Genomic DNA, 25,130 nt, shown 5'->3' with positions numbered 1-25,130 from the left:
CCAAAGAAAAAGCGCTCTACTCGTGTGCGCGCGACAAAGCCATGAGGCCAGCCCCACACGTCATTCATGACCTTCAAGAAACTCCGGATCACCGGGCCTGCAGCCGGCGTCTACGAGCTGGGCCAGCCCATGCATGTGTACGACGGGAGCGTGCTCCTTGCCACGCTCGACCCCGTGCCATTGCTCAACATGGGCACGGAGATCCACGTCGAGGCCTTCACGCCCACCCGTGTCGTCCGTGACGAACGCCGCCATGTAGGCCGTCTGATCTTCCTGGAGATCTGCGCCTTCATAGCCGAGCACTTTCACCAGATCCAGGCGATCAGCTTCGTCTTCACACGGCAGGTCGACCTGCTGGGCGGCGGCGCCGAGCAAGCCACGTCGCGCGCCGAAACGGCCGATCGCATCGGTGCGGTGAACGTCCAGATCACGCCGAAGGCGGACGCCCTGCCGGGCCACTTCGTCGTCTCGGGCGTGTGGGTCTACAGCCAGCGCAACCTCGCGGCCCTCAAGATCGTGCTCGAGGAGCAGCGCGCGCTCTATCGCGCGGCACCGATCAAGGCCGGCGCAAGGGACAAGCCCGGCTTGCGCAAGGCCCTTGGGCGCCTGATCAGCCGCCGCAGCGAAAAGTAGCCCGCGTTGCGCGAAGGGCCCGGTCCCTTGTGAGCCACCGCGCACACTCCTATGATGCGCCGTTGACCTCGCCAAGGTCGGGAGAACATCATGTTGCCCATCGAGTCGGACGTCTCTCTTTCGCGCCGCATCGCATTGCAGCTGGGCCTGGGTCTCGGCGCGGGCATGTTGCCCGGCATCGGGGCAGCCCAGGGCGCATGGCCCACCCGGGCGGTCACGCTGGTCGTCGGCTATCCGCCGGGCGGACAGACGGACTTCGCCGGCCGCATCCTCACCGCGGGCATGCAGACCAGCCTGGGCCAGGGCGTGGTGATCGACAACAAGCCGGGCGCCAACGGCAACATCGCCACCGACTTCATCATGAAGGCGCCGCCCGACGGCTACAAGCTGCTCGTCGGCAATGGCAGCAACATGGTGCTCAATCCGCACACCTATCGCAACACGGCCATGGCGGACCCTCTGAAGCTCGTGCCCATCGGCCTGTTGCTGACCTCGTCGCTGATGCTGGTCGTGCCGTCGAGCCTGCCGGTCAAGGATCTTTCCGAGTTCATCGCCTGGGTCAAGGCGCAGGACAAGGCGGGCACCGGCATCGACTACGCGTCCGGCGGACCTGGCAGTCTGGTGCAGACCGCGATGGAGCTTTTCCGCGAGCGCATCGGCAAGCCCAAGATGAACCACGTCCCCTACAAGGGCAGCAGCCCGGCGATGACCGACCTGATCGCCGGGCGGGTCAACGCCATGTTCGACGCGTCGTCGGTGGTGGCCCCGTTCCTCAAGTCCGGCCAGCTCAAGGCCCTGATGTCCACCGGCGCCAAGCGGGTGCCTGCATTCCCGGATGTTCCCACGGCCACCGAGAAAGGCATCAAGGACTTCCAGATCATCTCCTTCATCGGCCTGTACGGTCCACCTGGCCTGAGCGCCGACATCGTGAAGAAGGTCAACACGGCAATGAACAGCGCGCTCAAGGATCCGAACGTGCAGAAGACCATCGCCGAGCGCGGCGACGATGCCGGCGGCGGGACGCCCGAGCAGTTGAACGAACTGACCCGCCACTACTACAAGCTGCTGGGCGAAGTCGTCCGGGCCAATGACATTCGCGCCGAGTGAGGTCTACACTCCCTGCCCCAAGAGAAGCCCAGAGACCCCGACGTGCCCCACTACTGGTTGATGAAGTCCGAGCCGGACGACTGTTCGATCGACGATGCACTGGCTGCGCCGGACGCGACGGTGCCATGGACCGGCGTGCGCAGCTTTCAGGCGCGCAACTTCATGCGTGACGGCATGCACATCGGCGACGGCGTGCTGTTCTATCACTCGAGTTGCCCCGAGCCCGGAGTCGTGGGCATTGCCCGCGTCGCATCCGGCACGCGACCGGACCCGACGCAATTCGATCCAAGCTCGCCCTACCACGATCCGACGTCGCGACGCGAAGCGCCAAAATGGCTGCTGCTGGACGTGCAGGCACTGCGCAAGACCCGGCTGCTCGGGCTGCCCGAAATGCGCGCGACGCCCGAACTGGCCGACATGATCGTGCTGCGCAGGGGCAACCGGCTGTCGATCACCCCGGTCGACGAAGTGCACTGGCACCTGATCGCCGACAAGATGCTGGCCTGACGGGCGCACTCAGCGTCTGAACAGGCGGTAGATCCGGTCGTAGAAATCGGAAGGAAAGGTCCAGTAGCGCGCACCGCCGGGCGATCGCTGTTCGTCGAGCCCGCGGCGCGGCGGCGGCGCGCTGAGGAGGAACTGCGCAAGCATGTCGCCGCTGACCCATGGATCGTCATACCAGAACGCGTGCGAGCTCACCGGCAGGTTGGGAATGTCGTTGGGGTCCACGCGGATCAGGTCGAAGCGCAGCTTGCGCGAGGCCTCCACCAGGAAGCTCGTCTGCTCGGCACTCAGCTCGGTCAGGTTCGGCCGCCCCGCACGCGATGCGCGGCCGACGATGGCTGCGAAGCGCAGCACCGAATCGTTGAGATTGGCTGCAATGCTGACGCGATCGATGATGTCGATGTACGCACCCAGCTCGTTCACGAAGCGCCGCGTGTCGATGTCCGGCGCGGCGAAGTAGATCTGGCCCAGGCGCAGGCGTGCCTGCAGTGCTTCGCGCGTCTCGCCGGGCCGTGGCGTCGCCAGATGTGCCAACGCCGGGCTCAGCACCTGCGCGCCCGCGCTGTAGGCCAGCACGTCGATCCTCGAGGCCTTGGTGTTCTCCGCTAGGAGCTCGACCAGCCGCGCAAAGGGCTCGACCGTCCGGGAGGCGTTGCTGACGTCCGTGAGGTAGCGCAGGATCGATCCCGCGGAAGGCCACATGAAGGCCAGCACCACCATGCGCCGCCCCGTGAAATGCCGGAACTGCGCCGCCTGCGCGGCTGCACGCGGGACGGTGTTGTTGGACCCGTGCACATAGATGAGCAATTCGCTGTTCGGGCTCGCTTCGAGGGCCTTGTTCACCAGGGCGAAGAAGGCCTGCGCTTCCGGCGAATCTTTCACCTCCTGCTTGGCCTTGAGCACGGCCATCTGCTCGAGCCGCTCCAGATGGACGATGGGCCTCTCCGCAGGATCGTTGCTGGTGGAGAGCCGGTGAAGCGTCTCCCAGTCGAGCGTTTCGTCGCCGACCCGGACATGCGCGACGCCCATCCGCAGGTCGTCCGTGGGCACGATGGTGTGCAGGGGATCCGGCTCCTCGATCAGCGCCAGCCGGTTGGTGGCGTACAGCACGGGAACTTCGGTGGTCATCAGCTTGGAGCCGACCTTCTCGAAGGGATCGACGTCGCCGTTGGTGAAGCTGACCGGCGTCGGCATGAGCCGCACGGGTGCGTCGCAACCTGCCAGCAGGCCCAGCGCCAGCAAGCCGGCGAGTGCCAGGGCAGCCTTGCCCAGGCCGGATTCGAATGCGGATTTCATTTGCATGCTTGGACAGGTGGACGGACGCACGACGATAGCGTTGAAATGAAGTGCTCATCATCGCCGCAGCGCTCGTGGCTAAGATGACAGCCCCTCAGGACGAACGAAGGAACTGACGTGAAGGCCAAGTCACCACTGACGCTGATCATGCTCGCAGCGCTCGCCGTTCCGGCGGCTGCCGCTGAGTTCGAAGGACCGACCTGGCAACTCACCGATCTTCGGGGGCTCGGTGCAGGTGCCCTCCCCTCCGGGCCGAAATCGGTCACTGCACACTTCGAGCGCGGTCGGATCAGTGGCTTCTCGGGCTGCAATCGGTACTTCGGTTCTTATGTGCTCAAGCAGGATCAGCTCGTCATCGGTCCATTGGCAGGTTCCATGATGGCGTGCGACCCATCATCGATGGCGGTGGAGAACGCCGTCAAGCGCGCGCTGGCCGGCAGCTTCCGTCCCGTCGTGGCCGACGGCCGGCTCAGCCTGAAGGCGGCGAGCGGGGAGACGGTCCTTTCGTTCAAGGCAGAGCCCACGCCCACCCTGGAGGGCCTGAGCTCGAACATCACCGGATTCAACAACGGCCGGCAGGCCGTCGTGAGCCCTCTGCTCGGCACCAGCCTCAACATGTCGTTCAAGGGCGGGATCGTGAAAGGCTTCGCCGGCTGCAACACCTTCCGCGCCACCTACAAGGTCGATGGCGACCGGATTGCCGTCGGCCCCGTGGCAACCACGCGCCGCATGTGCAACGGAGAAGGCGTGATGCAGCAGGAGCGGGAGTTCCTGGCGGCCTTGAAGTCGACCACGAAATGGGCCTTCAGCGGCGCGCTGCTCGACATGCACCGCCCGGATGGCGAACGCACGCTGACGGGCACTCGCGAGACGGTGTCCAACTAGTCAAGGCTTCCCGCGCGGGCCGTGCGGGACATCGCGCATCGTCGGCGCCTGGTCATCATCCCGGTCGAGATCGGCGGGGAAGCCGGGCACGGTCGGAATACGCTGCGCCTCGACGCGGCTGAACTCCTGGTCGCCTGCGACGAAGCTCATCTCGTGACTCCCAAGCTGGATGATGTCGCCATCGGCCAGCGTCTGGCTCTCGATACGGTCGCCGTTCACGAAGGTGCCGTTGCGGCTGCCCACATCCCGGATGGTGGTGAACGCCGCCTCCACGGTGATGACCGCATGCTGGCGGCTGGCCTGCGGGGATTCGATGACGATGTCGTTGTGGGCGCCCCGCCCCAGCGTGTTGTCATGCGGCCTGAGGGTGACCTGGCGGGTCGCGCCTGCAGCCGTCCTGAGGATCAGTTGGGGCATGCCGTATCGAGCGTGGTCGTTGCTCGGCGATGGTAGGCGCGCTTCAGGTCGCGTGCGGGTCGGACGCCAGCTTGCCGACCAGTGCGGCGAATCTGTCGACGAAGGCCTGGAGAAAGGCCCGCGTCGATTCGTTGGCGATGTGGCCTTCGGCATCCAGCAAGTCGGGCTTGAAGGAGACATAGGCCTCGCCGCCCATCACGGTCGCGCCAAGGATGCCGAGAATCTGGCGCAAGTGCTGTTGTCCGACGGCGGTGCCGATGGCGCCCGGCGAGGTGCCTGTGATGGCCGCGGGCTTGTCGCGCCAGACGTTCCTGTCCGAGGGCTTCGACCCCCAGTCGATCGCGTTCTTGAGCAGCGCCGGCAAGGAGCGGTTGTGCTCCGGCATGACGATCAGCACGGCGTCGCAGGCGACGACAGCGGCGGTGAAGCGGTTCACCGTATCGGGCCTGGAGCCTTCGAGATCCCCGTTGTACATCGGCAGGTCGTCGATGCGGATGTCCTCGAAGCGCAAGGTGGGCGAGCCCAGCTTGACGATGGCCCGCGCGAGCTTGCGATTGATGGATTCGCGGCGGTTGCTGCCGACGATCACGCCGACTTTTCTAGGTAGTGTCATGTCCGGATTGTGGCCTGATCGGCATCGAGTCCAAGATAGGCGCGGCGCAGCTCGGGCCGCGCCATCAATTCGTCGGGCCTGCCGAGTGCGACGATGCGGCCTTCCTCCAGCACCGCTGCGCGCTCGGCGATGTCGAGCGCCATGCTCACGTTCTGCTCCACCAGCAGCACGGCGATGCCGTCGGCATGGATGCGGCGGATGGCATCGAACATGTCGAGCACGATGCTCGGCGCGAGACCCAGCGACGGTTCGTCGAGCAGCAACAGCCGGGGCTGCGCCATCAGCGCGCGGCCGATGGCCACCATCTGCTGCTGCCCGCCCGACAGCGAGCCGGCGGGCTCCGCCAGCTTCTCGCTCAACGCAGGGAACAGCGCGCACACGCGTTCCAGCGAACGGGCACGTTCGGCCCTCGCGGCCGGCAGGTAGCTGCCGAGTTCGAGGTTTTCGCGAACGGTCATCTCGGTGAAGAGGCGGCGACCTTCGGGCACCAGCGCGATGCCGCGCGCGCAGAAGCGATGGGGCGCAAGGCGCGAGATGTCCTGCCCGTCGAACACCATGTGCCCGGCGCTGATGCGATGCAGGCCGGCAATGGCGTTGATGAGCGTGCTCTTTCCAGCGCTGTTGGGACCGACGACGCAGAGAAGCTCGCCCTGGCCGATGGAGAGCGAGACGTCCCACAGCGCGGTCGCCTGCCCGTACGCGACGCGGATCGATTGCAGCTCAAGCATGGGCCGGCTCCGGATCCCTGAGCGGCGCGGATACGGCGGTCGCACAAACGGGAGCGCCCTCCTCCATCGAATGGCCGAGGTAGGCGGCGACCACTTCGGGACGCTGCATCACGTCGTGCGGCGCGCCTTCCGCCAGCACCTCGCCGCGGTTGAAGATCACGACGCGGTCGCAGAGCGCCATCACTGCGCGCATGACATGCTCGACGAACACGATGGTCGCGCCCTGATCGCGAATGCGGCGGATGAGCGCCACCGCCTCGTCGATCTCCGAAGGCGTGAGACCCGAGAGCACCTCGTCGAGCATCAGCACTTGCGGTCGCGACGCCAGCGCACGCGCGAATTCGAGGAACTTGCGCTGATGCAGGTTGAGTTCGCCCGGCAGCGCATGTGCACGCTCGGTGAGACCGGTGAACGCGAGCCATTGCCAGGCCTCCGCTTCTGCCGTGCGGCGGTCCAGCGAGGCAGCGCCGAACATCGCCGGCAGGGCCACGTTTTCCAGCACCGTGAGGTGCGCGAACGGCCGCGGGATCTGGTAGGTACGAGCGATGCCGCCATGCGCGATGCGGTGCGCCGGGATGCCGGAGATCTGCCTCCCCGCGAACTCGATCGAGCCGGCGGTCACGGCGTAGTGCCCGCTCGCCACGTTGATGAAGGTGGACTTGCCCGAGCCGTTGGGCCCGAGGAGCCCGAGGATCTCGCCCTGCCGCACTTCGAGGTCCACGCCGCGCAGTGCCTGCACACCCTTGAAGGATTTGCGCACGCCCTGCGCGCGGAGCAGCACGGCGCCGCTCACCGGCACGGCGCGCCTCGGCTGGACTGCATCGGGCGCGGAAATCGGTGCGGGTTTTGCGCGCGCCGTGTCGCCCTTGCGCGCACTCCACCACTTCAGTGCCTGCCCCAGCAACCCCTCGGGCATGAAGAGGATCACGACGATCAGCACCAGACCCGTCAGTCCCTTGCCGATGATGGCGCTGTCGCCTCCGGTGAAGGCATAGAGCAGCAGCGTGATGGCCGTCGCGCCGACGATGGGCCCCGCCCAGTGACGCGTGCCGCCGAGCACCGACATCAGCACGACGGTGAGCGGCATCGCGATGGTGAAGGTATCGCCGGTCGTCACGTACGAGATGAAAAGCGCGTGTATGCCGCCCACCACGCCGGCCAGCCCGCAGGACAGCGCGAAGGCACCCAGCTTGTAGCGGTAGGTCGGCACGCCCATGACCTCGGCCACGTCCTCGTCGTCATGGATCGCAAACAGGCCGGTACCGAAACGCGAGTAGTACACCGCGATGGCGGCCAGCACCGTGAGCACCGCGGCGATGAGCGCCAGCAGATAGAAAGTGCCTGAAGGCGAAGGCCCGATCTTCGGCACCGGCACCGCGCTCATGTAGACGCCGGGGCCGCCATCGATGGGCGTGTTGAGAATGATCGTCGCGACGACGAAGGTCGCGGCCAGGGTCAGCAGCGAGAACAGTTCCGCGCGCACGGCCTGCACGCGGAACGCCACGGCACCCAGCAGCGCGCCGAATGCTGCCGCGACGGCCGCGGCGGCCGGCAGCGTCCAGAGGAAGGGCACGTCGAGACGGGTGGCCAGCGTGGCCGTCGTGTACATGCCGATGCCGAAGAAGGCGCCATGCCCGAAGGAGAAGTAGCCCGAATAGCCCGACAGCAGGTTCCACGAAGTCGCCAGCGCGATCCAGTGCAGCACGAGGTAGAGGATCGATTCGTAGAAGGCCGGCAAGCCGAGCCAGGGGACGACCGCAAGGCCTGCCCCTGCCGCGAGAATCCACAGGAAGGATCGCTTCATGCCACCCTCCCCGGCCGCACCAGCAGCACGAGCATGAGCAGCGAGAAGGACACCAGGGGCGCCCACGACGGCGCGGTCACCGCCATGGTGACGGCCTCGGTCACGCCGATGATGCAGCCGGCAATCAGGGGACCGAGCGGCCGGCCCAGGCCGCCCAGCATCACGGCAGCGAAGACGACGCCGATCCAGGCGTAGATCTGCGACGGCGACAGCGTGTAGGCCAAGGCGATGCAGACACCCGCCACCCCTGCCAGCGCGGCGTTGAGACCCGAGAGCATCAACGCCAATGCGTTCTGGTTGACGCCAAAGGCCGCGGCAATCGGCGCATCCTCCGCAGCGGCGCGCATCGCCTTGCCGAGTTCGGTGCGGCGCAGCGCGAGCCACACAGCCAGCGAGATGCCGACGCCAAGACCCAGCGTGATCAACTCGGGCACCGGCAGGAAGAGCGGTCCGATGCGCAGCTTGTGTTCCGCGTAGGTGGACTCCAGCTTGCGATAGTCGGCCGTCCACGTCCATTGCAGCAGCGCCTCGATGATCACCGTGATGCCGAAGGTCACGAGCAGCGAGTTGAAGGGACTCACCCGGAAGCGAGTCAACACCCAATGCAGCGCCACGCCGAGCACGAAGAACAAGGGCACGATGAAGACGAGCGTCAGCAGTGGATCGACGCCACGATGGCTCGACAACTCATAGGTGAGGTAGGCGCCGAGAAAGGCCAGCGCGAAGTGCGCGAGATTGATCTGCCGCAGCATCCCCCACGACAGGCTCAACCCCAGGCCGAGCAGCCCGTAGAGAGCGCCAGTGAAGAGGCCCGCGAGGACGGCCTGGGCCAGTAGCGTGGCGCTGGGCAAGGTCATCCTTCCTATGCGCCTCGTGTCTGGAGCTTCGCGCCGGGCGCGGCCCATTCAGCGGGCCAGACCGTGACCCACTTGCCGTTCTGCACCTGCTTGACGCGGCTCAGGTCGGCGCCGAAGTTGCCGCGCTCGTTGAAGCGCAGCTTGCCCTGGATCGTGTCCACCTGGTTCGCACGCAACCACGCCGCCATGGCCTTGTCGTCCAGACCCTTGGTGGCGACCACCGAGGCCTCGATGAGCTGCCAGGCCGTGAACGATGCCGCGGCTTGCGTCTCGACGGCCGTGTCGGGCATGCCGGCGCGGGCAGCGCGATCGCGGTAGACCTTGACGAACTCGGCAGCCACGGGGTTGTTGGTGAACGGCGGATGGTCCTCGAAGATCGTCATCGACAGCGCGCCGTTGGCCTCGGGCGCCTTGAGCATCGGCGCCGGCGCAGGCACGTGATAGAAGTGATGCAGCGGCGCGTAGTCGATCTTCTTCATCGCATCGAGCAGCTGGTTGCCCTCCAGGCCGATCGCACCGGTCCAGATGAAATCCGGGTTCGCTTCCTTGATGCGCCCGGCGATCGGGCCGAAGTCGCGATTGCCGAAGTCCCACTCGAGAAAGATCACTTCCTTCAGGCCGCGCTGCTTGGCGACTTCGCGCGCACCGAGCGCGACGAAATGCACTGACGGGAACTTGCTCGTCACGACCGCGATGGTCTTCGGTGGCGTGGCCGAAACGGCCAGGGCGTCGAGCACCAGCGCCGGAAGCGTCTTCTCGGGATCGGGCCCGATCGACCACGCCGGGAACTGCTGGTCGTACTTCGCGAGGTTCGGGATCCCGAAGGTATGGTGCACCAGCGTCTTGTTGTAGCGCTGCGCCACGCCCATGGCCGACAGGATGTTGCCCGTCGCGTACGGGCCGATGAGCAGGTCGACCTTGTCCGAGGTCACGAGCTGCTCGTAGAGCGTGCGCGCCAGGTCCGGCTTGGACTGGTCGTCCTTCAGCACCCACTCGACCGGCCGGCCCAGCAGGCCGCCGCGCTTGTTGAGCCCGTCGACGTAGATCTCGCCGGTGAGCTTGTGCACGAGGCCCGTGGCCGACAGCGGCCCCGTGAGCGCCAACGTGCCGCCGACCCGGATGGGCGTGCCGACGGGCTGCGCCGACGCATGCGGGGTCAAGAGCGCACTGGCGCCGAGAGCGCCGGCGGCGGCGACGAAAGTTCGACGGTCCATGTTCATGCTTGTCTCCTGTGATTGTTCTGGGAAGCGGGAAGGCTCAGTCGCCATCGACGACGGGATTCGAGAGCAGTCCGACGCCCTCGATCTCCACCTCGCACACATCGCCCGCCTTCATGAAGATCGGCGGCTTGCGCGCAAAGCCCACGCCCGCGGGCGTGCCGGCGATGATGATGTCGCCCGGCTGCAGCGCAAAGGGCTCGGAGCACACCGACACCAGCGTCGCGACGTCGAAGATCATGTCTCGCGTGTTCGCCTCCTGCAGCACCTGGCCGTTGAGCCGCGTCTGCAGCCTCAGGCCGGTGGCGCCCGACGGCAGCTCATCCGCCGTGACGAACTCGGGGCCGAAGGCGCCGGAGCGATCGAAGTTCTTGCCCATCATCCATTGCGCCGACTTGAACTGGTAGTCGCGGATCGAACCGTCGTTGAAGAGCGAGTAGCCCGCCACGTGGTCCAGCGCCTTGCCCTTGTCGATGTAGCGGCCTGCCTTGCCGATGACGACGACCAGCTCGCCTTCATAGTCGAACTGCGTCGACACATGCGGCCGCACCAGCGGCTGGCCGTGCCCGACCCACGACGAAGGAAAGCGATGGAACAGCACCGGGTACTTGGGCGGATCGAAGTTCCCTTCGGCAGCGTGGTCCACGTAGTTGAGCCCCACGGCGATGGCTTTCGATGGCATCTGAACTGGCGGGAGCCAGTCGATGTCGGCCAGCGGCAGCCGCGAACGGGCCGACGCACCGGCCCGCTTCGCCGCCGCCAGCCCTTCGGGCCCGGCGCGCAGCAGTTCGTCGAGCGTGGCGGGCAGGCCTTCGGCGGTGAGGTTGACGATCTCCTGGTCGAGACGCAGGCCGATGGCCGGCCGGCCGTTGCTTTGGAAAGCTGCGAGGCGCATGTTGGATGTCTTCCGTAAAAGGGTGGGAAAGGCGAAGGGACCGGCGCCCGCAGCTCAACCGTTGCGGATCTCGAAGTTGGTGATGAAGTCTTCCGGCACTGCCGGGCCCCAGGCATAGAAGGAGTCCTCGGGCGGATGGTCGCCGGCGGGCCACTCGAAGCCGCCGGGCACGTAGTCGATGTCGTAGGAGTATTCGGCGTGGCTGCCCCAGGGGTCGCGCACGTAATAGAAGTAGTTGGAGCCCAGCACGTGGCGCCCGACACCCCAGCCGCGCGGATAGCCCGCCGCGTACATCTGCTCCATGCCGCGGCCGACCTCGTCGATGCTGGCAACGTCCCAGCTGGTGTGGTGAAGACCCGGGCCATCGGATTTGGCCATCGCGATCATGTGGTGGTCGCTGCCGTGCGCACCATGCATGAAGACAACGAGTTCGCCCGAGCGATCCGTGAGGCGCAGGCCCAGCGCGTCCTGATAGAACACGATGGCATCGCCCACGTTGGGCGAGAACAGCAGCACGTGCGACAGCCGCCTCGGCCGGACCTTGGGGATGCGCGAGCGGGCAAGCGACGCGCCGGTGCCCATCGGGACGGCGGATTCAGGGATGCGTTCAGCGCGCGCGTCCGGCGAGCTCTTGGCCGCCGCCACGATCTGCACCGGAAAGCCGTCCGGATGCCTGACCCAGATGCCTTCCGCGTCGCCCAGCGCATGCGGCTCGCATCGCGGCACACCCAGCCGGTCGATGCGCTCGGCGATGGCCGCCAGGTCCTCGGCGAAGCAGCCGAAGCGCAGGTACTGAAGCTTCTTCGGACCCGCCGCCTGGAACAGAGAGCCCCATGCGTGCGGATGACCGGCCGTGTGGAGATCGAGCCGCCCTTCGCCCTTTTCGACCTGCAGGCCAAAGGCATCGTAGAAGCGCGCCGCCTCATCGAGATCCGGCACGGTGAAGACGAAGCGGTCCAGCGAGTGCACGCTGTGATCGTCGGCGCGGTTCGGGTCCTTGCGGGTGCGCAGCTGGATGTCAGCCATGTTGTCTCGCTCCAGTTCGAAGTTTGTACGCTTCTTGGAAATAATATATTCTTTGCGTCAAACTATATCGGCTAGTTTTTTATCTATGGTTAGGGTTTACAAGAAGTGGCTGCGATGAGCGAGCGCCCCAGCAGAGGCATCAGCCAGACACGCCTCGTCTACGAAAGGCTGCGCACGGCCATCGTCGGCGGGCGGCTGCTGCCCGGGTCCAAGCTGAACATCGCTGCGCTGGCCGAGGAAATCGAAGTCAGCGCCGGCGCCGTGCGCGAGGGCCTCGCCATGCTCGAAGCCGAGGCGCTGGTCGTGTCGGAGCCGGCGCGGGGCTATCGGGTGAGTCCGGTGTCGGCGGCCGAGTTGCTGCACCTCGTCGAGGCGCGCATCGAGATCGAGAAGCTCTGCCTGGCCGAGGCGATCCGTCATGGCGATCTCGATTGGGAAGGCGGCATCGTCTCGGCCTTCCATCGTCTCTCGCGCGTGGCCGAGCGCGACCCGGAGCGCCCTACGCAACTCAGCGCCGAATGGGCGCAGAGCCACGGTGACTTCCATCGCGCGCTGGTGAACGGTTGCCCGAACCAGTGGCTGCTGCGAATGCATCAGATCCTCTATCAGCAGAGCGAGCGTTATCGGCAGCTCTCTGCGCCGCTTGGCGTGACGGAGCGCGATGTGAAGGGAGAGCACCAGGCGCTGGTCGACGCGGTGCTCAACAGGGATATCGAGTCTGCGCAGGCGCTGATCGCCGAGCACCTCGACAACACGGCGCAGTTGCTGCTCAACTCGCCTCATCTGGCGCTGTCGCCCTCCGACGCATTGGCGGGACGGGTCGCCGCCTAGCTCCCTAGGTGCTTTCGCGCGGCTTCAGCGTGGTGAAGTCCAGATACGCCGTGGCCTCGAAGCTCGACCCGGAATCCTCGCTGGGGCGGGGCTCCGGCTTGGCGAAGTCCATGAAGTCCGTGGGCTCGAAGGCGACATCGCGCCGGACCGGGACCATGGCCTGCGCGTGCCGCTCTTTTGCACTCGCGCGCAGCCGGGCCAGATCCGCCCTGACCTCTTCCAGCGTGCGCATGGGCTTGACGGCCGCAGGCGCCTCTTCCGGCTCGGGCTGGACCGCGGGTTGCATGATTTGCCGGATGAACTCGGGAGGCGCGACGGGTGGCGCGACCGTCCTGGCTGGTTGAGGCGGCGCGACGGCAAGCGTCGGCGCTTCGGGCTTGACGGGCAGAGGCGGGAGCGGACTCGGAGCCTTGACCGCTTCGACAGGAGCGACAGGAGCGACAGGAGCGACCACGACAGGCTGCCTGAAGACAGGAGCAGCCGGCGCCGGCGTTCGGACGGGCTCCCTGGCAACAGGATGTGCCGCCGGGCGATGGCCCGACGCAACGACGCGTGCGGTCGATCGCGACGGCGTGCGCTTCCTCGATGCGCCACGAAGGCCGAGGAATCGAAGAAACGTTCCAACCCAGCGAGAAGCTTCCATGGCGCACGAGACCCAATAAGTTTCGCGCGATTGTCAAACACTGTTACGTGTAATCGAATGGATTACTTTTCGCCGGGTCGCCGAATCTGCGCACAAATGCACGAACTCCCTGGGAGCCGGTGTCACCTGTGGCGAACTTCTCGCTTGTTCGGCGTACGCCACAGCTCGACCTCATGTGACATGACGAAAAGGCCCGCCCGGTTACCCGGGGCGGGCCTTTTCGCAGGTGTGGTCGATCAGTTCGCTTTGGGCAGTGCGTACGCAATGATGTAGTCGCCGCGGTCGGGCGAGCCGCGCGCGCCGCCCACCGACACCACCACGTATTGGCGACCGGTGTCGGGCGAGACGTAGGTCATCGGCGTGGCCTGCGCGCCGACTGGCAGCCGGGCTTTCCACAGCTCGTCACCGTTCGACGCGTCGAGCGCGCGCAGGAAGTAGTCCTGCGTGCCGGCATAGAAGACCAGGCCGCCCTGGGTCGTGACCGGACCGCCGAGCGTCGGCATGCCCACGGGCATCGACATGCGCGTCGGAATACCGAGGGGGCCTGCGTCATGCACGGTGCCCAGCGGCACCTGCCACACGACCTGCCGCGTGTTCAGGTCGATGGCGGTCATCGCGCCGAACGGCGGCTTCTGGCAGGGAACGCCGAGCACGGACATGAACATGTTCTTGTCTGCACCGAAAGGCGTTCCGGTCTGCGAAGCGAGGCCCGCATGGCCGTCGGCACCTGCCTTCTTGGCGGCGAGGCGCCGTTCCGTCTCGTCGCGCGGGATGAGTTGCACCACCTGCGCCACGCGCATGTCGTTGACGATCAGCGTGCCGTTGCGCTCGTCGATCGACGAACTGCCCCAGTTCATGCCGCCATAGAAGCCGGGGTATTGCAGGCTCTTGGTGGTGTTGGGCGGCGTGAAATCGCCTTCGTAGCGCAACTGCTTGAACTGGATCCGGCAAAGCAGCTGATCGAAGGGCGAGACGCCCCACATGTCCGATTCGGTGAGCGTGTTCGTGCCGACGCCGGGCATGCCAACGGAGTAAGGCTGCGTCGGCGAGAGATGGTCGCCTTCCGCCGCACCTTGCGGCACGGGCTTTTCCTGCACTTCGGCAATGGGCGTGCCATCGCGCCGGTCCAGCATGAAGATCTGGCCGCGCTTGGTGGTCTGTACCAGCGCGGGCACGGTGCCGCCCTTCTTGTCCAGCACGTCGTACAGCGCAGGCTGCGATGGCACGTCGTAGTCCCACACGTCGTGGTGGGTGGTCTGGAACTTCCAGCGTTCGCGTCCGGTCTGGATGTCCAGCGCCACGACCGCGGCCGAATACGCCTCTGCGGCCTTGCTCCGCGAGCCGCCCCAGAAGTCGGGCGTCGCATTGCCGGTCGGCAGGTAGATCAGGCCCAGCTTGTCGTCGAAGGCCGGGGTGGACCACACGTTCGGCGTGCCTCGGGTATAGGTCTCGCCCGCAGGCGGTTCGGCGGTGATCGCCGGATTGCCCAGGTCCCAGGCCCACACCAGCGCGCCGGTGTTCGCATTGAAGGCACGCACCACGCCGGAGGGTTCACCCAGCGCGACGTTGTCCCACACCCACCCACCCACGATGACCAGGTTGCGCACCACCGTCGGCGCGGAGGTCTGGAAGTAGAAACCGGGGTCCACCTTGCCCATGCCGGCCTTGAGATCCACGGTGCCGTTGTTGCCGAAGGCGGCGCAAGGCGTGCCGCTGTGGGCGTCGACCTCCATGAGCCGGCTGTCGATGGTGGTCATGACGACGCGCTGGGCACAGCTGTTGCCCGCGGGCGCAGGCGCGCTCGTGTTCGCCGTCGCGGTCGTCGCCGGCGCAGCCGCCGCGACGTCGAAGAAGCTCACGCCCCGGCAGCGTTGCCAGAGCGGCGACTTGGCTTCGGGGTCGAACTTCCACCGCTGCTCGCCGGTGTCCGCGTTCAGTGCGAACAGCACGTTGTGCGGCGTGCACGAATAGATCGTGTTGCCAATCTGGAGCGGCGTGTTCTGGTCCTCGGTCATGCCCTTGGTATCGCGGCCGGTGCGGAAGGTCCATGCCACTTCGAGCTGCTTCACGTTGGAGGTGTTGATCTGGTCGATCGGCGCGAAGCGGGTGCCGTTCGGGGTCCGACCGTAGTACTGCCAATCGGTCGCAGCACCCACGGAGCCCTTGGGGGCAGGCGCTGCGACGGCGGCCATTGCAGGAGCGGACGGGCGCGTCACGCCATGCGGGACGAAACCCAGGGCGAGCGTGGCGAGCAGAGCGACGAAGAGCACCCCAGCCATCCCATACGCGGCCTTCGGACCGATGGCGCCCAGGCGTGGCGCCAGCAGCAGGCCGAACATCGTGAGCACCGCCAGCATCACCAGCCTCGGGATCAACTGCCAGTAGTCGAAGCCGACCTCCGCCAGCGCCCAGACCACCGTGCCGATGAAGGCCAGGCCGAGCCAGGCGAGTGCGGAGGGCCGGCGGCGCGCGTACTGCACACCGGCAACGAGCAAGGCCGCGCCTCCCAGCAGGTAGTACCAGGAGCCGCCCACGCTCGCGAGCCGCACGCCGCCAAGCGCCAGCGCGGCGCCGCACAGCAGGAGCACGATCCCGAACAGAACGAGCAGCCATCGAAGGCCTCCCGTCCGGTAGGTGGATGGGTCGATCATTCAGCTTTCTCCTTTGAGTTGATTGGAGTGGGGGGTGGGCTCACGGTGCTGCTCACCAGCCGCCGCCGAGGGCGAGGAACAACGTGACCTGGTCGTCCGCGAGTTGAGCGTCCGACGCCGCGAGTGCCGCCTCGCCAGAGGCCAGCGAGCGCTCGGCGTCGAGCGCATCGAGATAGCCGACCTTGCCGCTCTGGTACATCCGGCGCGCCTGGCCGGCGACGGTGGACGCCTCGTCGCGCGAAGCCTGGAGCGCTGCATTCCGGTCGAGTTCGTGCGCGTAGGCGCTGAGCGCCGTTTCGGTTTCGCGCAGGGCCGTCAACACCGTGCCGTCGAACTTCGCGGCGGCCATCCGCGTGCCGGCTTCGGCCTGCGCAATGCGGGCATCGACGACGCCGGTGTTGGGGAGGGTCCAGGAGATCAGCGGCCCGAGACTCCACGCAAAGGTGTCGCGGCGAGCAAAGCCATCGGCCAGGCCGGCGGAGGACGCCGAAAGACCCAGCGTGATCTTCGGGTAGCGGTCGGCCACGGCCACGCCGATCCGCGCCGTGGCGGCGGCAAGCTCGCGCTCGGCCTGGCGAATGTCCGGCCGGCGACGCAGCAACTCGGCGCCATCGCCCACCGGCACGGCACCCGCCACGCGCGGCGGAGCCTCGCACCCGGTCACCTCCTTGGAGAAGGCTTGCGGCGGCGTGCCCGTGAGCGTGGCCAGCCGGTACACGGCACCTTCGCGCTGCGCCTGCAGCGGCGGCAAGGCCGCGAGCAGTTGCTGCGCCTGGCTGCGTGCGCGCGACACGTCGATGACGCCGACGCGCCCGGCCTGTTGAAGCCGCTGCGAGGCGTCCACCGCCTCCTGCTGCAGTTCGGCCGACTTCCGCGCGCTGCGCAGTCGCAGGCCGGTCGAACACACATCGGCGTAGGCGCGCGCCGTGCCGGCCGCGACGCTGACGCGCACCAGGTCCAGCGCAGCCGAAGCTGCTTCGGTGCTCGCGTGCGATGCCTCGCTCGCGCGGCGGATCTGGCCGAACAGGTCGAGCTGGTACGACACCGCGACACCTGCGCTGTAGTGAAAGTCGCTGGGCGGCTGATAGCCGGGTTGCAGCAGCGACAGGCCCGACACGTGCCCGTACGACGGCCCGCCGTTCACGCCGATGGTGGGCTTGCTGGCGCCATCGACCTCGGCCTCGAGTGCCTCGACGCGCTCCAGGTTGGCCACGGCCTGACGCAGGTCGGTGTTGTGCGCGAGGGCTTGCTCCACCAACCGGTCGAGCAAGGGATCGCTGTACAGCCGCCACCAGTGCGCCGGCAGCGGTGCCTGTGAATAGGGTTGCGCCGAAGCAGCGTCCGGCGACCGTCGCGACGGCTGCGCGCCCTCGAACGGCGCCGCAGCTGCGGGTTGGCCGGCGATGGCGTCGGCAGGTTGCCGGTAGTCGGGACCGACCGTCGTACACGCCGCCAGCAGCACTGCCGCAGCGGAAAGCGCGCAAAGACCCAGAGGCCGCACTGTGCGGCAAAGCTGAACTGTCACGGCGCTCACCCCTTCTTTGCGGGCGATGCAAGAGCCGCAGACGACGCGTCCCCTCCCCGTCCTTCCTCGATGACCTGCACCGTCACGGTCTGTCCCGCGACGAGATGCATTCCGCCGGGCAGCGGGTCGAGCTTGACGCGCACCGGAACTCGTTGCGCCAGCCGAACCCAGTTGAAGGTGGGATTCACGCTGGGCAGCAGATTGGCGCTGGTCGAGCGGTCGCGATCGGCGATGCCGGCGGCAAAGCTTTCCACCGTACCGGCGAGCGGTGCGCCCTCCCCCATGGTGGTCACGCTCACGCGGTCGCCGGTGTGGATGCGCGGCAGCTTGGTCTCTTCGAAGTAGCCTTCGACATAGAAGGACGCCGCATCCACCAGCGCCAGCACCGGCCGCCCCGATGTGGCGTAGCTGCCTTGCCGCATGTCGAGATTGGTCACCAGGCCATCGGTCGGCGCGCGCACCGAGGCGCGCGCCAGATTGAGCCGCGCCGAATCCAGCGACACCTCGGCTTGCGCCACCGCGGCGCGTGCCTGCTCGACACGCATGCGCGCCTGCTCGCGCACCTCTTGCGATATCAGCGTGCCGAGTCCGGCATTGCGCCCGTCTTCGCGCTGCGCTTGCGCGAGCGTCGTGCGTTGCGCGGCCAGCGCCACCTCGGCCTGGCGCACGGCGAGCTGATAGCGCGCAGGATCGACCTCGAACAGCAGCGTGCCGGCTTTCACGGACTCGTTGTCGTGGATGGGCACCACGGTCACGAGACCCGACACGTCGGGCGCGATCTGAACGACGTTGGCGCGCACGCGGCCGTCGCGCGTCCACGGCGCCAGCTCATAGTGATCCCACAGGCGCAGCGCCGCCCAGGCAGCGGCCAGCACGACGGCGGAGGTAATGACGATGGGGACCAGGCGCTGGAGCCAGCGCCGATCGGCGGGAGAACGGGCATTCATAAGGAGATCAGTGCAGTGAAGACGTGGCGTGGCTGAGCGCAAACAGCACCAGCAGGTACAGCGCCATATCGAAAAGGGCCGGGTGCCAGACCCAGCGGTAGAAGCCGGTGACGGCGAGAAGGCGGCGCACCGCCCATGTCGCTGGCAGCGCGCACGCCGCCAGCACCATCACCCATGGCAGGTAGAGACCGAAAAAACTGGCTTCGCCGATCATGCGGCGCCTCCTTCAGCAACGATGAGAGCGGGCCGTGCCGGCGACGCTTCGGGATAGAGATTGCGGCGAAGTCCGACGAGCGCGCTGACGGCAGAACGGCCGTCGGGCATCGCGTGGTCGTGCGCGCCGAGCGCGGCCTGCAGCGCATCGTCGATGCGCTTCAGCAGCGATGACGGATTCGCCACGGCTTTCGAGGCCGTGCGTTCGCGAAACAGGCGTTCGAGGTCGCGCATCAGCCCATGGGCCAAGTGCACCGGCAGGTGCCCGCGCACGCGCTGCATGGCCACGACGTCCGCGCCCAGGCGCAGGTCGCGCAGAGCGTCGGCCGAGACACCGTCGACCGCACCGCCTGCAGCCGCCACCCGGGGCGCCAGAAGACTGATGCGATCGAGCATGCGCACCGCGTAGGCATCGGCCTTGACCTGCCTGCGAGGCGCCGCGGCCATCTCGGCCAGCTCGCGCCACGTCGCCCGCTGGATGCGGCGCGCGCTCCAGTCCACCCCCACCGAGCGGATGAGGCGCGTGGTGCGCGCGGCGACGAGGATGCCGAGCACCTGCGCGATCATCGAATTGCTGAAGCTCACCAGATCGGCATTGGCCGTGTCATGCAGCGCCAGGGCGCTCGAGACGCCGAACAGGATCGGCATCGCCATGAGCATCGTCGCCGGCCGCGCCACGAAGCACCCGAGGAGCAGGAACACCGGCGCGCACACGACGACCAGCATGCCGAAGTCATGCACCACAGGCAGCAGCAGGAGCACATAGACCGCCGACAGCGGCACCGACCATAGCGTGTACTTGAGGAAGCCGTGGATCGCCGGCACCGGGTCGTCCATGGTCGCGAAGAAGCTGCAGAAGACCGCCGCCATCATCGCGGCCGCCGAACCACTGGGCCAGCCTGTCAGGATCCAGAACGCGGCGCAGATGCAGACCGCCACGACGGCCGCCAGGCTCGACAACAGCGCCATGCCGACGTCGCGGTGCAGCGCGCGATCGCCCACCGTCTGCAGGCGGCGCGAAGGCGGCGCGGTGCCGGTCAGTCCGTCATCGACCTCCTGCCGCGACGCAATGCAGGCGCGCCAGCCGTCGACCAGTTCGTCCAGCCGCTCGGCCAGGGAGAGGCGCAGCGCGCGCGACCAGCTCGAGGGCTGCGTGTCGGCTGCCTTGCCGAAGTCCCGGATCGACTGCCGCAGCGCCTGCGCATCGTTGCCACTGTCGCCCTCGGCCGCCTGCAGCCAGTGCGCGACCTTTGCCAGCACGGCGGTCACGTCGGACGCCAGTTCGCCCTCGGCCTGCCGCAGTGCCTGGAGGCGGTCCTCGACGGCAGAGAGCGCGGGCGTGAGCGACGCCACGCGGTCCTGAACCGCGCGCACGGCGCCGGCCGTCCAGCGCAGGTGCGTGGTGTCGAAGGGGATGTGCGTGGACAGCAGCCTGAGCTGGGTGATGTCCGCGGCGACGCGCTTGCGGTCGGCCGTCAGCGCAGCAGCACTCGCCTCGCGTGCAGGAGGCTGCATGAGATCGAGCAGCCACTGGCGGGCATCGCGCAGACTGCGATCCAGCATGCCGAGCAAGGTGGGGGCCAAGCCGGTCGGCAGCACGATGCTGTGGACCACCGTGGCAGCCAGGATGCCCAGGCCGATTTCCTCGACGCGCGCGACGGCCGTATCGAACATGGTCTGCGGCGCGTCGACCGCCGGAAAGCCGATCAGCGCCGCCGTGTAGCCGGCCAGCATGAAGACGTAGGAGCGCGGCGTCCGGTCCTGCAGCGAGAAGTAGAGACAGACGCCCAGCCACAGGGCGAGCGCGAGCGTCAGCAACTCGGGCGTGTTCGAGAGCGCCGGCACCAGCAGCAGCGCAGCGGCGGACCCAAGCAGCGTTCCGAGCAGGCGGAACAGGCCCTTCGAGCGCACCGCGCCGGCCAGCGGATTGGCAACGACATAGGTGGTCATCAGCGCCCAGAAAGGCCGCGGCTGGCCCATGCGGCTGGCCACATACATCGCCAGCATTGCGGCAGCGAAGCACTTGAGGGAGAAGATCAGTTCAGCGCGGTTGAAGCGGAACGGGCCAAGGAGATTCACGATTCCCTCGCCTCGCTGCCCGGCTTCGGCCTCGCCGGCGGCGACTGCGGCGGCGGGCAGCCCAGCCGTTCACGCAGGGTGCCGAATACGCGCAGGCAGGCGAACAGGTCTTCGTCGGGAATGCCTTCGAACAAGGCAGTGCGCATCACGACCAATGCCGACTCGATGTGCTCGCAGGCCTGCGCACCGGATTCAGTGAGATGGAGCGTCTTGGCGCGGCGATCGCCCTGATCCTCGCGGCGGTCGACGAAGCCGCCCTGCACCAGTTGGTCGATCGAACGCGCCAGCGATGGCCCTTCGATGCCCAGTTGCTCCGCCAGGACGCCCTGCCTGAGGCCGTCGCCCAGCCGTCCGATCGTCACCAAGGGCCAGGCCAGTGCCTGCGAAAGGCCGACATGCGCGACCGCCCGGTTGGCGGCCGCACGGTAGGCTCGCTCCAGTGCGCCCAGCGACGTGCCCAGGGTCACGAGTGCCTCGTGGCGACGGGTGGGGCTTCGGGCAGCAGTCATGGCGAACTCCGGAGGTTTTTAGATAGCAAGCTAACTAATATTGTAAACCGAACGGCTCCAATGAGGTGCGTGGGGTTACTGCACGCCATGGACCCACAGGGCTCGCATCGTGGAGAATCGGCCCTCAGCGCATGGAGCGCCCACAGGACGCGTCACAATCTGTTCAACATGACACAGCAGATGCCCCACCCCGACGACCTGACCGACGACGAACTCGCCGAGCACGCGCAGGCTTGGCGCCGTCAGGCGCTGCGAGGCGACCGCAGTGCCCGCGCGCCGGCACATGCCTACGAAACCGCGCTGCGGGAGCGTGTCCGCGCCTCGGTCGCCGCGGAATTGATCGCCAATGCCTCAAACACCCGGACCGAAGTCAAGCGCCCGTGGTGGCGCATGTTCTGGCCGTCGCAGAACGACAGCGCTTCCGTCTGACGGTTTGCGACCGGATCAGCTGCAAGCGACGATCTTGAATTCGACCCGGCGGTCCAGCGCGTCGATCGCGTCGTCCGTGCCGGTGCCGATGATGTTCTCTCGAAAGCCCCTCCCGCTGGGCGTGGTGCGGTCGCTCAGCACGGTCGACTCATCGATCAGGCGCTGGCGGATGTAGCGGGCGCGCTGCAGCGACAGCGTGTCGTTGTACGCGACCGGCCCCGTGTGGCTGGTATGGCCGACGATATCCATGCAGACCTTGGCGTCCGCGCTGGCCTTGGCGATCTCGCGCAGCCACATCGTGTAGGGCCCGCTGATCCTCGTTTCCGACCAGAAGGTCGTGGCGTTCGGGTTGAACAGGAACTTCACTCCCAGTTGCTGGTTGGCGATGCCGTAGGCGACGATCTTGCCGAAGGCCTCCTCCGCCTCGGCGGTGCGCCCGAGCTTCACCGAACTCAGATAGATGCCGTTGAGCACACGCAGTTGTTCGCCGGTCGGTCCGCCGCCGGCAACGCTGTATTGCGCCAGTGCGTCCTGGTAGCGCTCGGCGTTGTAGTGCGCGGTCCCTTCTTTGATCGCCGGCGCTGCCGCGAGGCGCTCCAGGTAGTACGCATCGGCACGCTGGCCCGGCGGCGTCGCGCTGGTTCGCACGTAGCCTTCGATCACGCGGTCCTTGGTCGGCACAGGCGTGTCGCGGTAGTACGGCAGCGGCGTATGGTCCAGGCCCTCGTCGCGCGCCACCGCCGACGATTGGGCGACGACCGTGCCGGAGGCCAGTTCCGTCAGGGCGAGGTTGATCTGCAGCGGACTGCGCGGTTCATCGACGGACATCCGGGTCATCGTGCCCGTCAGCAGGTAGCGCGCCTTGGCCAGGTTCGCGCTGTCGAAGGGCATGATTTCCATCGTCTCGAACTTCGCGTTCAGCCTTTCGGTCACCCGGTCCTGCAGCATCTGGGTTGCCACGGTCTGCTGCGCACTGCCGGCGTCGACCATCGGATCGAGCACCACGCTTCGCTTCGATCCCATCTTCGCGAGAAACGCCGGCCCTTTCTGCGTCTGTTTGACCAGGCCATCGGTAGCCACCGCGATAGCCTGGTCGAAGGGAAGCTCGGTCTTGGATGAACTGGCGACGGGCGGCGCCGCGCAGCCCGCCAATGCCACCATGAGCGACAGGACACCCGTCAAGGATGCGGCTTGCAGCCAGCGAACGAAGGTCGTGGTCATCATTCACACCCCTTTCTCAAGATAGCCGCTTCCTCGGCCGTGACGGGACCGAGCGAAGCTCGTTGAAGAATTTCGGTGCACCTGGTGTGGACCTGTGGGATCGGGGGTGGCGCCACTTGCACGACGGCGGGCATTACCGGTTGCACCGGCTGTACCGGCAACTCCGCGACCGGAATGCGCGCTTCGCGGCGAGCCTGCCGGACTGATTCGGCGGGCGCACGCGCGACGGACCTCCGGACCGGCGCCGCCACCGTAGCGGGTGCGGCCGCCCGCGCCTCGGGTGTCTTTGCTTCGTTGCGTGGTGGTGAGGTTTCAACGGCTGCCGCGAGGTCGGAATCCGCCGGCGGAGCCGTGGGTGCTGCGATGACCGGCTCCGTCGCCGGCGTGGACGTCGGCGCCGGAGCGTCGGGCGCCGCGACGACAGGCTCCCGAGTGGGCGCAGGCAATGCAAGCGCCTCGGTCGCCGACATGGGCTCAGGTTCCGGAGCCGGAGCCAGCGCGGGAGCCAAAGCCGGGGCTGGGGCCGGCGTTGGCATCGCGGCCGCGGTCGGCGCGGGAACCTGGATCGGGCCCGGGGCGGAGGGCTTGGGCAAGGCCGTGCGCGCAACTGTCGGCGAAGGGCCGGGCTCACCCGTCCTGTCACGGCCAAGATAGCCGACCGCCACCAATCCGACGCACAGGACCGCCGCCGCCAGCGCGGCAACCTTCATCCTGCTGCTTCGCCGTTGCGCCGGGCCAGGAGCCGCGCGCAGAGGCGGCCAGTTGGAAACGGGCGGCCGGAAATGCGGCGCCGAAATTTCGAGCAGCGGCGGCTCCCCGCCAGCGACCTCCTCGGGCTCCAGTGCGTCGGGATCACTCTCGCTTGCGGGCTGCGAAACCGTGGGCTCAGGCGCGAGCTCCATCGGCGGTTCCGCGAACAGGTCATCCATGTCCTCGTCGCCCGGCATGGTCGGCTCGGACGGGATCTCGACAACCAAGGGCGCAGGAGGCGCGCCCGACGGCACATCCGATCGCCGCACTGCCCGCAGCAGATCCAGATCCTGCAACTGCTGGCCGCAGCTCAGCAAGGTCCAGAACTCGGCCGCGCTCTGGGGCCGGTTGCGAGGGTGCAGCGCCAGCGCAGCATCGATGGCGGCGAGGAAGGGTTCGCTGTAGCGGCCGCGCGCCAATTCGGATAGCGGCTTCATCCGGTCTTCCATCAGCCGCTCGATCGACGGGGTCGGCGGCTGCCCGGTGATGGCCGCGTAGACGACGCTGGCGAGCGCATACAGATCGGTCCACGCGCCCTGCTTCATCGACGCGACTTCGCCGTACTGCTCGATCGGCGCGAAACCGGGCTTGAACACCACCGTCGGCGATGGCCCGACACCTTCGATCACTCTTCGCGCCGCGCCGAAATCGAGCAGCACCGGTCCATGGTCGGTGAGCAGGATGTTGTCGGGTGCGATGTCCCTGTGGAAACAGCTCGCCGCATGCATCGTGCCGAGGGCATCCAGCAGCGGATGCAGCCAGCCGCAGAGCTCCGCCTCGTCCGGCGCCCTGCCGAGTTCCGCCAGCGCGCGCGCGAGCGTCGGCCCCTCGTAGTACGGCATGGCCATGTACGCCGTGCCGTTGCCCTCCCAGAAATGCAAGACCCTGACGAGCGAAGGATGGTCGAAGCGCGCCAGGATCCGTGCCTCGTTGAGGAAGCTGCGCATGCCCAGGCAGAAATCATCCTTGTGGCGCTGCGACTTCACCACCACGGCGGGCGACACGCTGGCACGCGACGCCAGGATGGCCGGCAGGTACTCCTTGATCGCGACGTGCTGCTCCAGCGAGTGGTCCCAGGCCAGATAGACGATACCGAAGCCGCCTTCGCCGATGGGCCCGACGATCTCGTAATCCTGGAGACGCATGCCTTCGGGCAAGGTGTGCACGCTGCCTTGCGTGATGTCCGCCCATTCGAGCGCCACTTTTTCTTGTGCGCCTCGCCCTGTCACCGAGCCGGGCACGGTGCGCGTGTCGAACGAGATGACAGGGCTCATTGAATTTCAGCGGGCGTCTTGCGAACGCTTGCCCGATTTCCAAGCCATGCAGTGCACGATGCGAACCAGCAATGAG

The 25,130-nt window shown here is 67.4% G+C and carries 24 protein-coding genes; 6 read left to right on the top strand and 18 right to left on the bottom strand.

What is annotated here, in order from left to right; all coding sequences use genetic code 11:
* Positions 1–66: 66 nt before the first annotated feature.
* The 3 genes from QTH90_RS03390 (at position 67) to QTH90_RS03380 (ending at position 2,247) form a co-directional block, all read left to right on the top strand.
* A complete protein-coding gene (locus QTH90_RS03390; protein WP_286663105.1) occupies positions 67–633 on the top strand; it encodes a hypothetical protein in 567 nt (188 codons plus the stop codon).
* A gap of 90 nt (positions 634–723) precedes the next feature.
* Positions 724–1,740, top strand: a complete 1,017-nt coding sequence (locus QTH90_RS03385; protein ID WP_286663104.1) for a Bug family tripartite tricarboxylate transporter substrate binding protein — start codon at positions 724–726, stop codon at positions 1,738–1,740.
* A 42-nt stretch (positions 1,741–1,782) separates the two neighbouring features.
* Positions 1,783–2,247: an EVE domain-containing protein gene (locus QTH90_RS03380; protein WP_286663103.1), complete on the top strand. Its 465-nt coding sequence runs from the start codon at positions 1,783–1,785 to the stop codon at positions 2,245–2,247.
* A 9-nt stretch (positions 2,248–2,256) separates the two neighbouring features.
* On the opposite strand, the gene QTH90_RS03375 is transcribed toward QTH90_RS03380, so the two are convergent.
* Entirely contained in the window at positions 2,257–3,540 is a 1,284-nt protein-coding gene (locus QTH90_RS03375) for an alpha/beta hydrolase (RefSeq protein WP_286663102.1), read from the bottom strand.
* A 117-nt stretch (positions 3,541–3,657) separates the two neighbouring features.
* Here QTH90_RS03375 and QTH90_RS31515 point away from each other — a divergent pair, with 117 nt between their 5' ends.
* On the top strand, positions 3,658–4,425 hold the full coding sequence (locus tag QTH90_RS31515; protein ID WP_353506600.1) for an META domain-containing protein: 768 nt from the start codon (positions 3,658–3,660) through the stop codon (positions 4,423–4,425).
* Here QTH90_RS31515 and QTH90_RS03360 read toward each other — a convergent pair whose 3' ends face one another.
* The 8 genes from QTH90_RS03360 to QTH90_RS03325 are packed head-to-tail and all read right to left on the bottom strand — an operon-like array spanning position 4,426 to position 11,982.
* Positions 4,426–4,842 carry an FHA domain-containing protein gene (locus tag QTH90_RS03360; RefSeq protein ID WP_286663101.1) on the bottom strand — a complete coding sequence of 139 codons (417 nt, stop codon included), beginning with the start codon at positions 4,840–4,842 and terminating at the stop codon, positions 4,426–4,428. It lies immediately after the preceding gene.
* Positions 4,843–4,885: 43 nt separating this feature from the next.
* Complete coding sequence (locus QTH90_RS03355; protein ID WP_286663100.1) at positions 4,886–5,455, bottom strand: NADPH-dependent FMN reductase; 570 nt, start codon at positions 5,453–5,455, stop codon at positions 4,886–4,888.
* Positions 5,452–6,183, bottom strand: a complete 732-nt coding sequence (locus QTH90_RS03350; RefSeq protein WP_286663099.1) for an ABC transporter ATP-binding protein — start codon at positions 6,181–6,183, stop codon at positions 5,452–5,454. The genes QTH90_RS03355 and QTH90_RS03350 overlap by 4 nt, the downstream gene beginning before the upstream one ends.
* The gene (locus tag QTH90_RS03345; RefSeq protein WP_286663098.1) at positions 6,176–7,987 is read right to left on the bottom strand and encodes a branched-chain amino acid ABC transporter ATP-binding protein/permease; all 1,812 of its coding nucleotides are present in this window, start codon (positions 7,985–7,987) and stop codon (positions 6,176–6,178) included. The genes QTH90_RS03350 and QTH90_RS03345 overlap by 8 nt, the downstream gene beginning before the upstream one ends.
* Positions 7,984–8,844, bottom strand: a complete 861-nt coding sequence (locus QTH90_RS03340) for a branched-chain amino acid ABC transporter permease (RefSeq protein WP_286663097.1) — start codon at positions 8,842–8,844, stop codon at positions 7,984–7,986. The genes QTH90_RS03345 and QTH90_RS03340 overlap by 4 nt, the downstream gene beginning before the upstream one ends.
* Before the next feature lie 5 nt (positions 8,845–8,849).
* Positions 8,850–10,064 carry an amino acid ABC transporter substrate-binding protein gene (locus QTH90_RS03335; RefSeq protein ID WP_286663096.1) on the bottom strand — a complete coding sequence of 405 codons (1,215 nt, stop codon included), beginning with the start codon at positions 10,062–10,064 and terminating at the stop codon, positions 8,850–8,852.
* 37 nt (positions 10,065–10,101) lie between these two features.
* The gene (locus tag QTH90_RS03330; protein WP_286663095.1) at positions 10,102–10,956 is read right to left on the bottom strand and encodes a fumarylacetoacetate hydrolase family protein; all 855 of its coding nucleotides are present in this window, start codon (positions 10,954–10,956) and stop codon (positions 10,102–10,104) included.
* 54 nt (positions 10,957–11,010) lie between these two features.
* A complete protein-coding gene (locus QTH90_RS03325) occupies positions 11,011–11,982 on the bottom strand; it encodes a VOC family protein (protein WP_286663094.1) in 972 nt (323 codons plus the stop codon).
* 114 nt (positions 11,983–12,096) lie between these two features.
* On the opposite strand from QTH90_RS03325, the gene QTH90_RS03320 reads away from it, so the two are divergent.
* Positions 12,097–12,813 (top strand): GntR family transcriptional regulator, encoded by a 717-nt coding sequence (locus QTH90_RS03320; RefSeq protein ID WP_286663093.1) that lies wholly within the window; start codon positions 12,097–12,099, stop codon positions 12,811–12,813.
* A 4-nt stretch (positions 12,814–12,817) separates the two neighbouring features.
* Here the strand turns inward: QTH90_RS03320 and QTH90_RS03315 are convergent, their stop codons facing one another.
* The 7 genes from QTH90_RS03315 to QTH90_RS03285 form a co-directional block, all read right to left on the bottom strand.
* A complete protein-coding gene (locus QTH90_RS03315; protein ID WP_286663092.1) occupies positions 12,818–13,099 on the bottom strand; it encodes a hypothetical protein in 282 nt (93 codons plus the stop codon).
* Between the two features lie 593 nt (positions 13,100–13,692).
* On the bottom strand, positions 13,693–16,107 hold the full coding sequence (locus QTH90_RS03310) for a membrane-bound PQQ-dependent dehydrogenase, glucose/quinate/shikimate family (RefSeq protein ID WP_286663091.1): 2,415 nt from the start codon (positions 16,105–16,107) through the stop codon (positions 13,693–13,695).
* 52 nt (positions 16,108–16,159) lie between these two features.
* Positions 16,160–17,632: an efflux transporter outer membrane subunit gene (locus QTH90_RS03305; protein WP_286663090.1), complete on the bottom strand. Its 1,473-nt coding sequence runs from the start codon at positions 17,630–17,632 to the stop codon at positions 16,160–16,162.
* A 5-nt stretch (positions 17,633–17,637) separates the two neighbouring features.
* Positions 17,638–18,579 (bottom strand): efflux RND transporter periplasmic adaptor subunit, encoded by a 942-nt coding sequence (locus tag QTH90_RS03300; RefSeq protein ID WP_286663089.1) that lies wholly within the window; start codon positions 18,577–18,579, stop codon positions 17,638–17,640.
* 7 nt (positions 18,580–18,586) lie between these two features.
* The gene (locus QTH90_RS03295) at positions 18,587–18,793 is read right to left on the bottom strand and encodes a DUF1656 domain-containing protein (RefSeq protein WP_286663088.1); all 207 of its coding nucleotides are present in this window, start codon (positions 18,791–18,793) and stop codon (positions 18,587–18,589) included.
* A complete protein-coding gene (locus QTH90_RS03290) occupies positions 18,790–20,871 on the bottom strand; it encodes an FUSC family protein (RefSeq protein ID WP_286663087.1) in 2,082 nt (693 codons plus the stop codon). The genes QTH90_RS03295 and QTH90_RS03290 overlap by 4 nt, the downstream gene beginning before the upstream one ends.
* Positions 20,868–21,380 carry a MarR family winged helix-turn-helix transcriptional regulator gene (locus QTH90_RS03285; protein WP_286663086.1) on the bottom strand — a complete coding sequence of 171 codons (513 nt, stop codon included), beginning with the start codon at positions 21,378–21,380 and terminating at the stop codon, positions 20,868–20,870. The genes QTH90_RS03290 and QTH90_RS03285 overlap by 4 nt, the downstream gene beginning before the upstream one ends.
* Before the next feature lie 168 nt (positions 21,381–21,548).
* Here QTH90_RS03285 and QTH90_RS03280 point away from each other — a divergent pair, with 168 nt between their 5' ends.
* Entirely contained in the window at positions 21,549–21,809 is a 261-nt protein-coding gene (locus tag QTH90_RS03280) for a hypothetical protein (protein ID WP_286663085.1), read from the top strand.
* A 15-nt stretch (positions 21,810–21,824) separates the two neighbouring features.
* On the opposite strand, the gene QTH90_RS03275 is transcribed toward QTH90_RS03280, so the two are convergent.
* Both QTH90_RS03275 and QTH90_RS03270 read right to left on the bottom strand, forming a co-directional pair.
* The gene (locus tag QTH90_RS03275) at positions 21,825–23,033 is read right to left on the bottom strand and encodes an OmpA family protein (protein WP_286663084.1); all 1,209 of its coding nucleotides are present in this window, start codon (positions 23,031–23,033) and stop codon (positions 21,825–21,827) included.
* Positions 23,030–25,054 (bottom strand): serine/threonine protein kinase, encoded by a 2,025-nt coding sequence (locus QTH90_RS03270; RefSeq protein WP_286663083.1) that lies wholly within the window; start codon positions 25,052–25,054, stop codon positions 23,030–23,032. The genes QTH90_RS03275 and QTH90_RS03270 overlap by 4 nt, the downstream gene beginning before the upstream one ends.
* Between the last annotated feature and the right edge of the window lie 76 nt (positions 25,055–25,130).

Origin of the sequence: Variovorax flavidus, assembly GCF_030317145.1 — a bacterium.
Classification (GTDB): Bacteria; Pseudomonadota; Gammaproteobacteria; order Burkholderiales; family Burkholderiaceae_C; genus Variovorax; species Variovorax flavidus.
The sequence above is the reverse complement of the archived record's forward strand: the minus strand, read 5'-3'. Positions and strand labels throughout refer to the sequence as shown.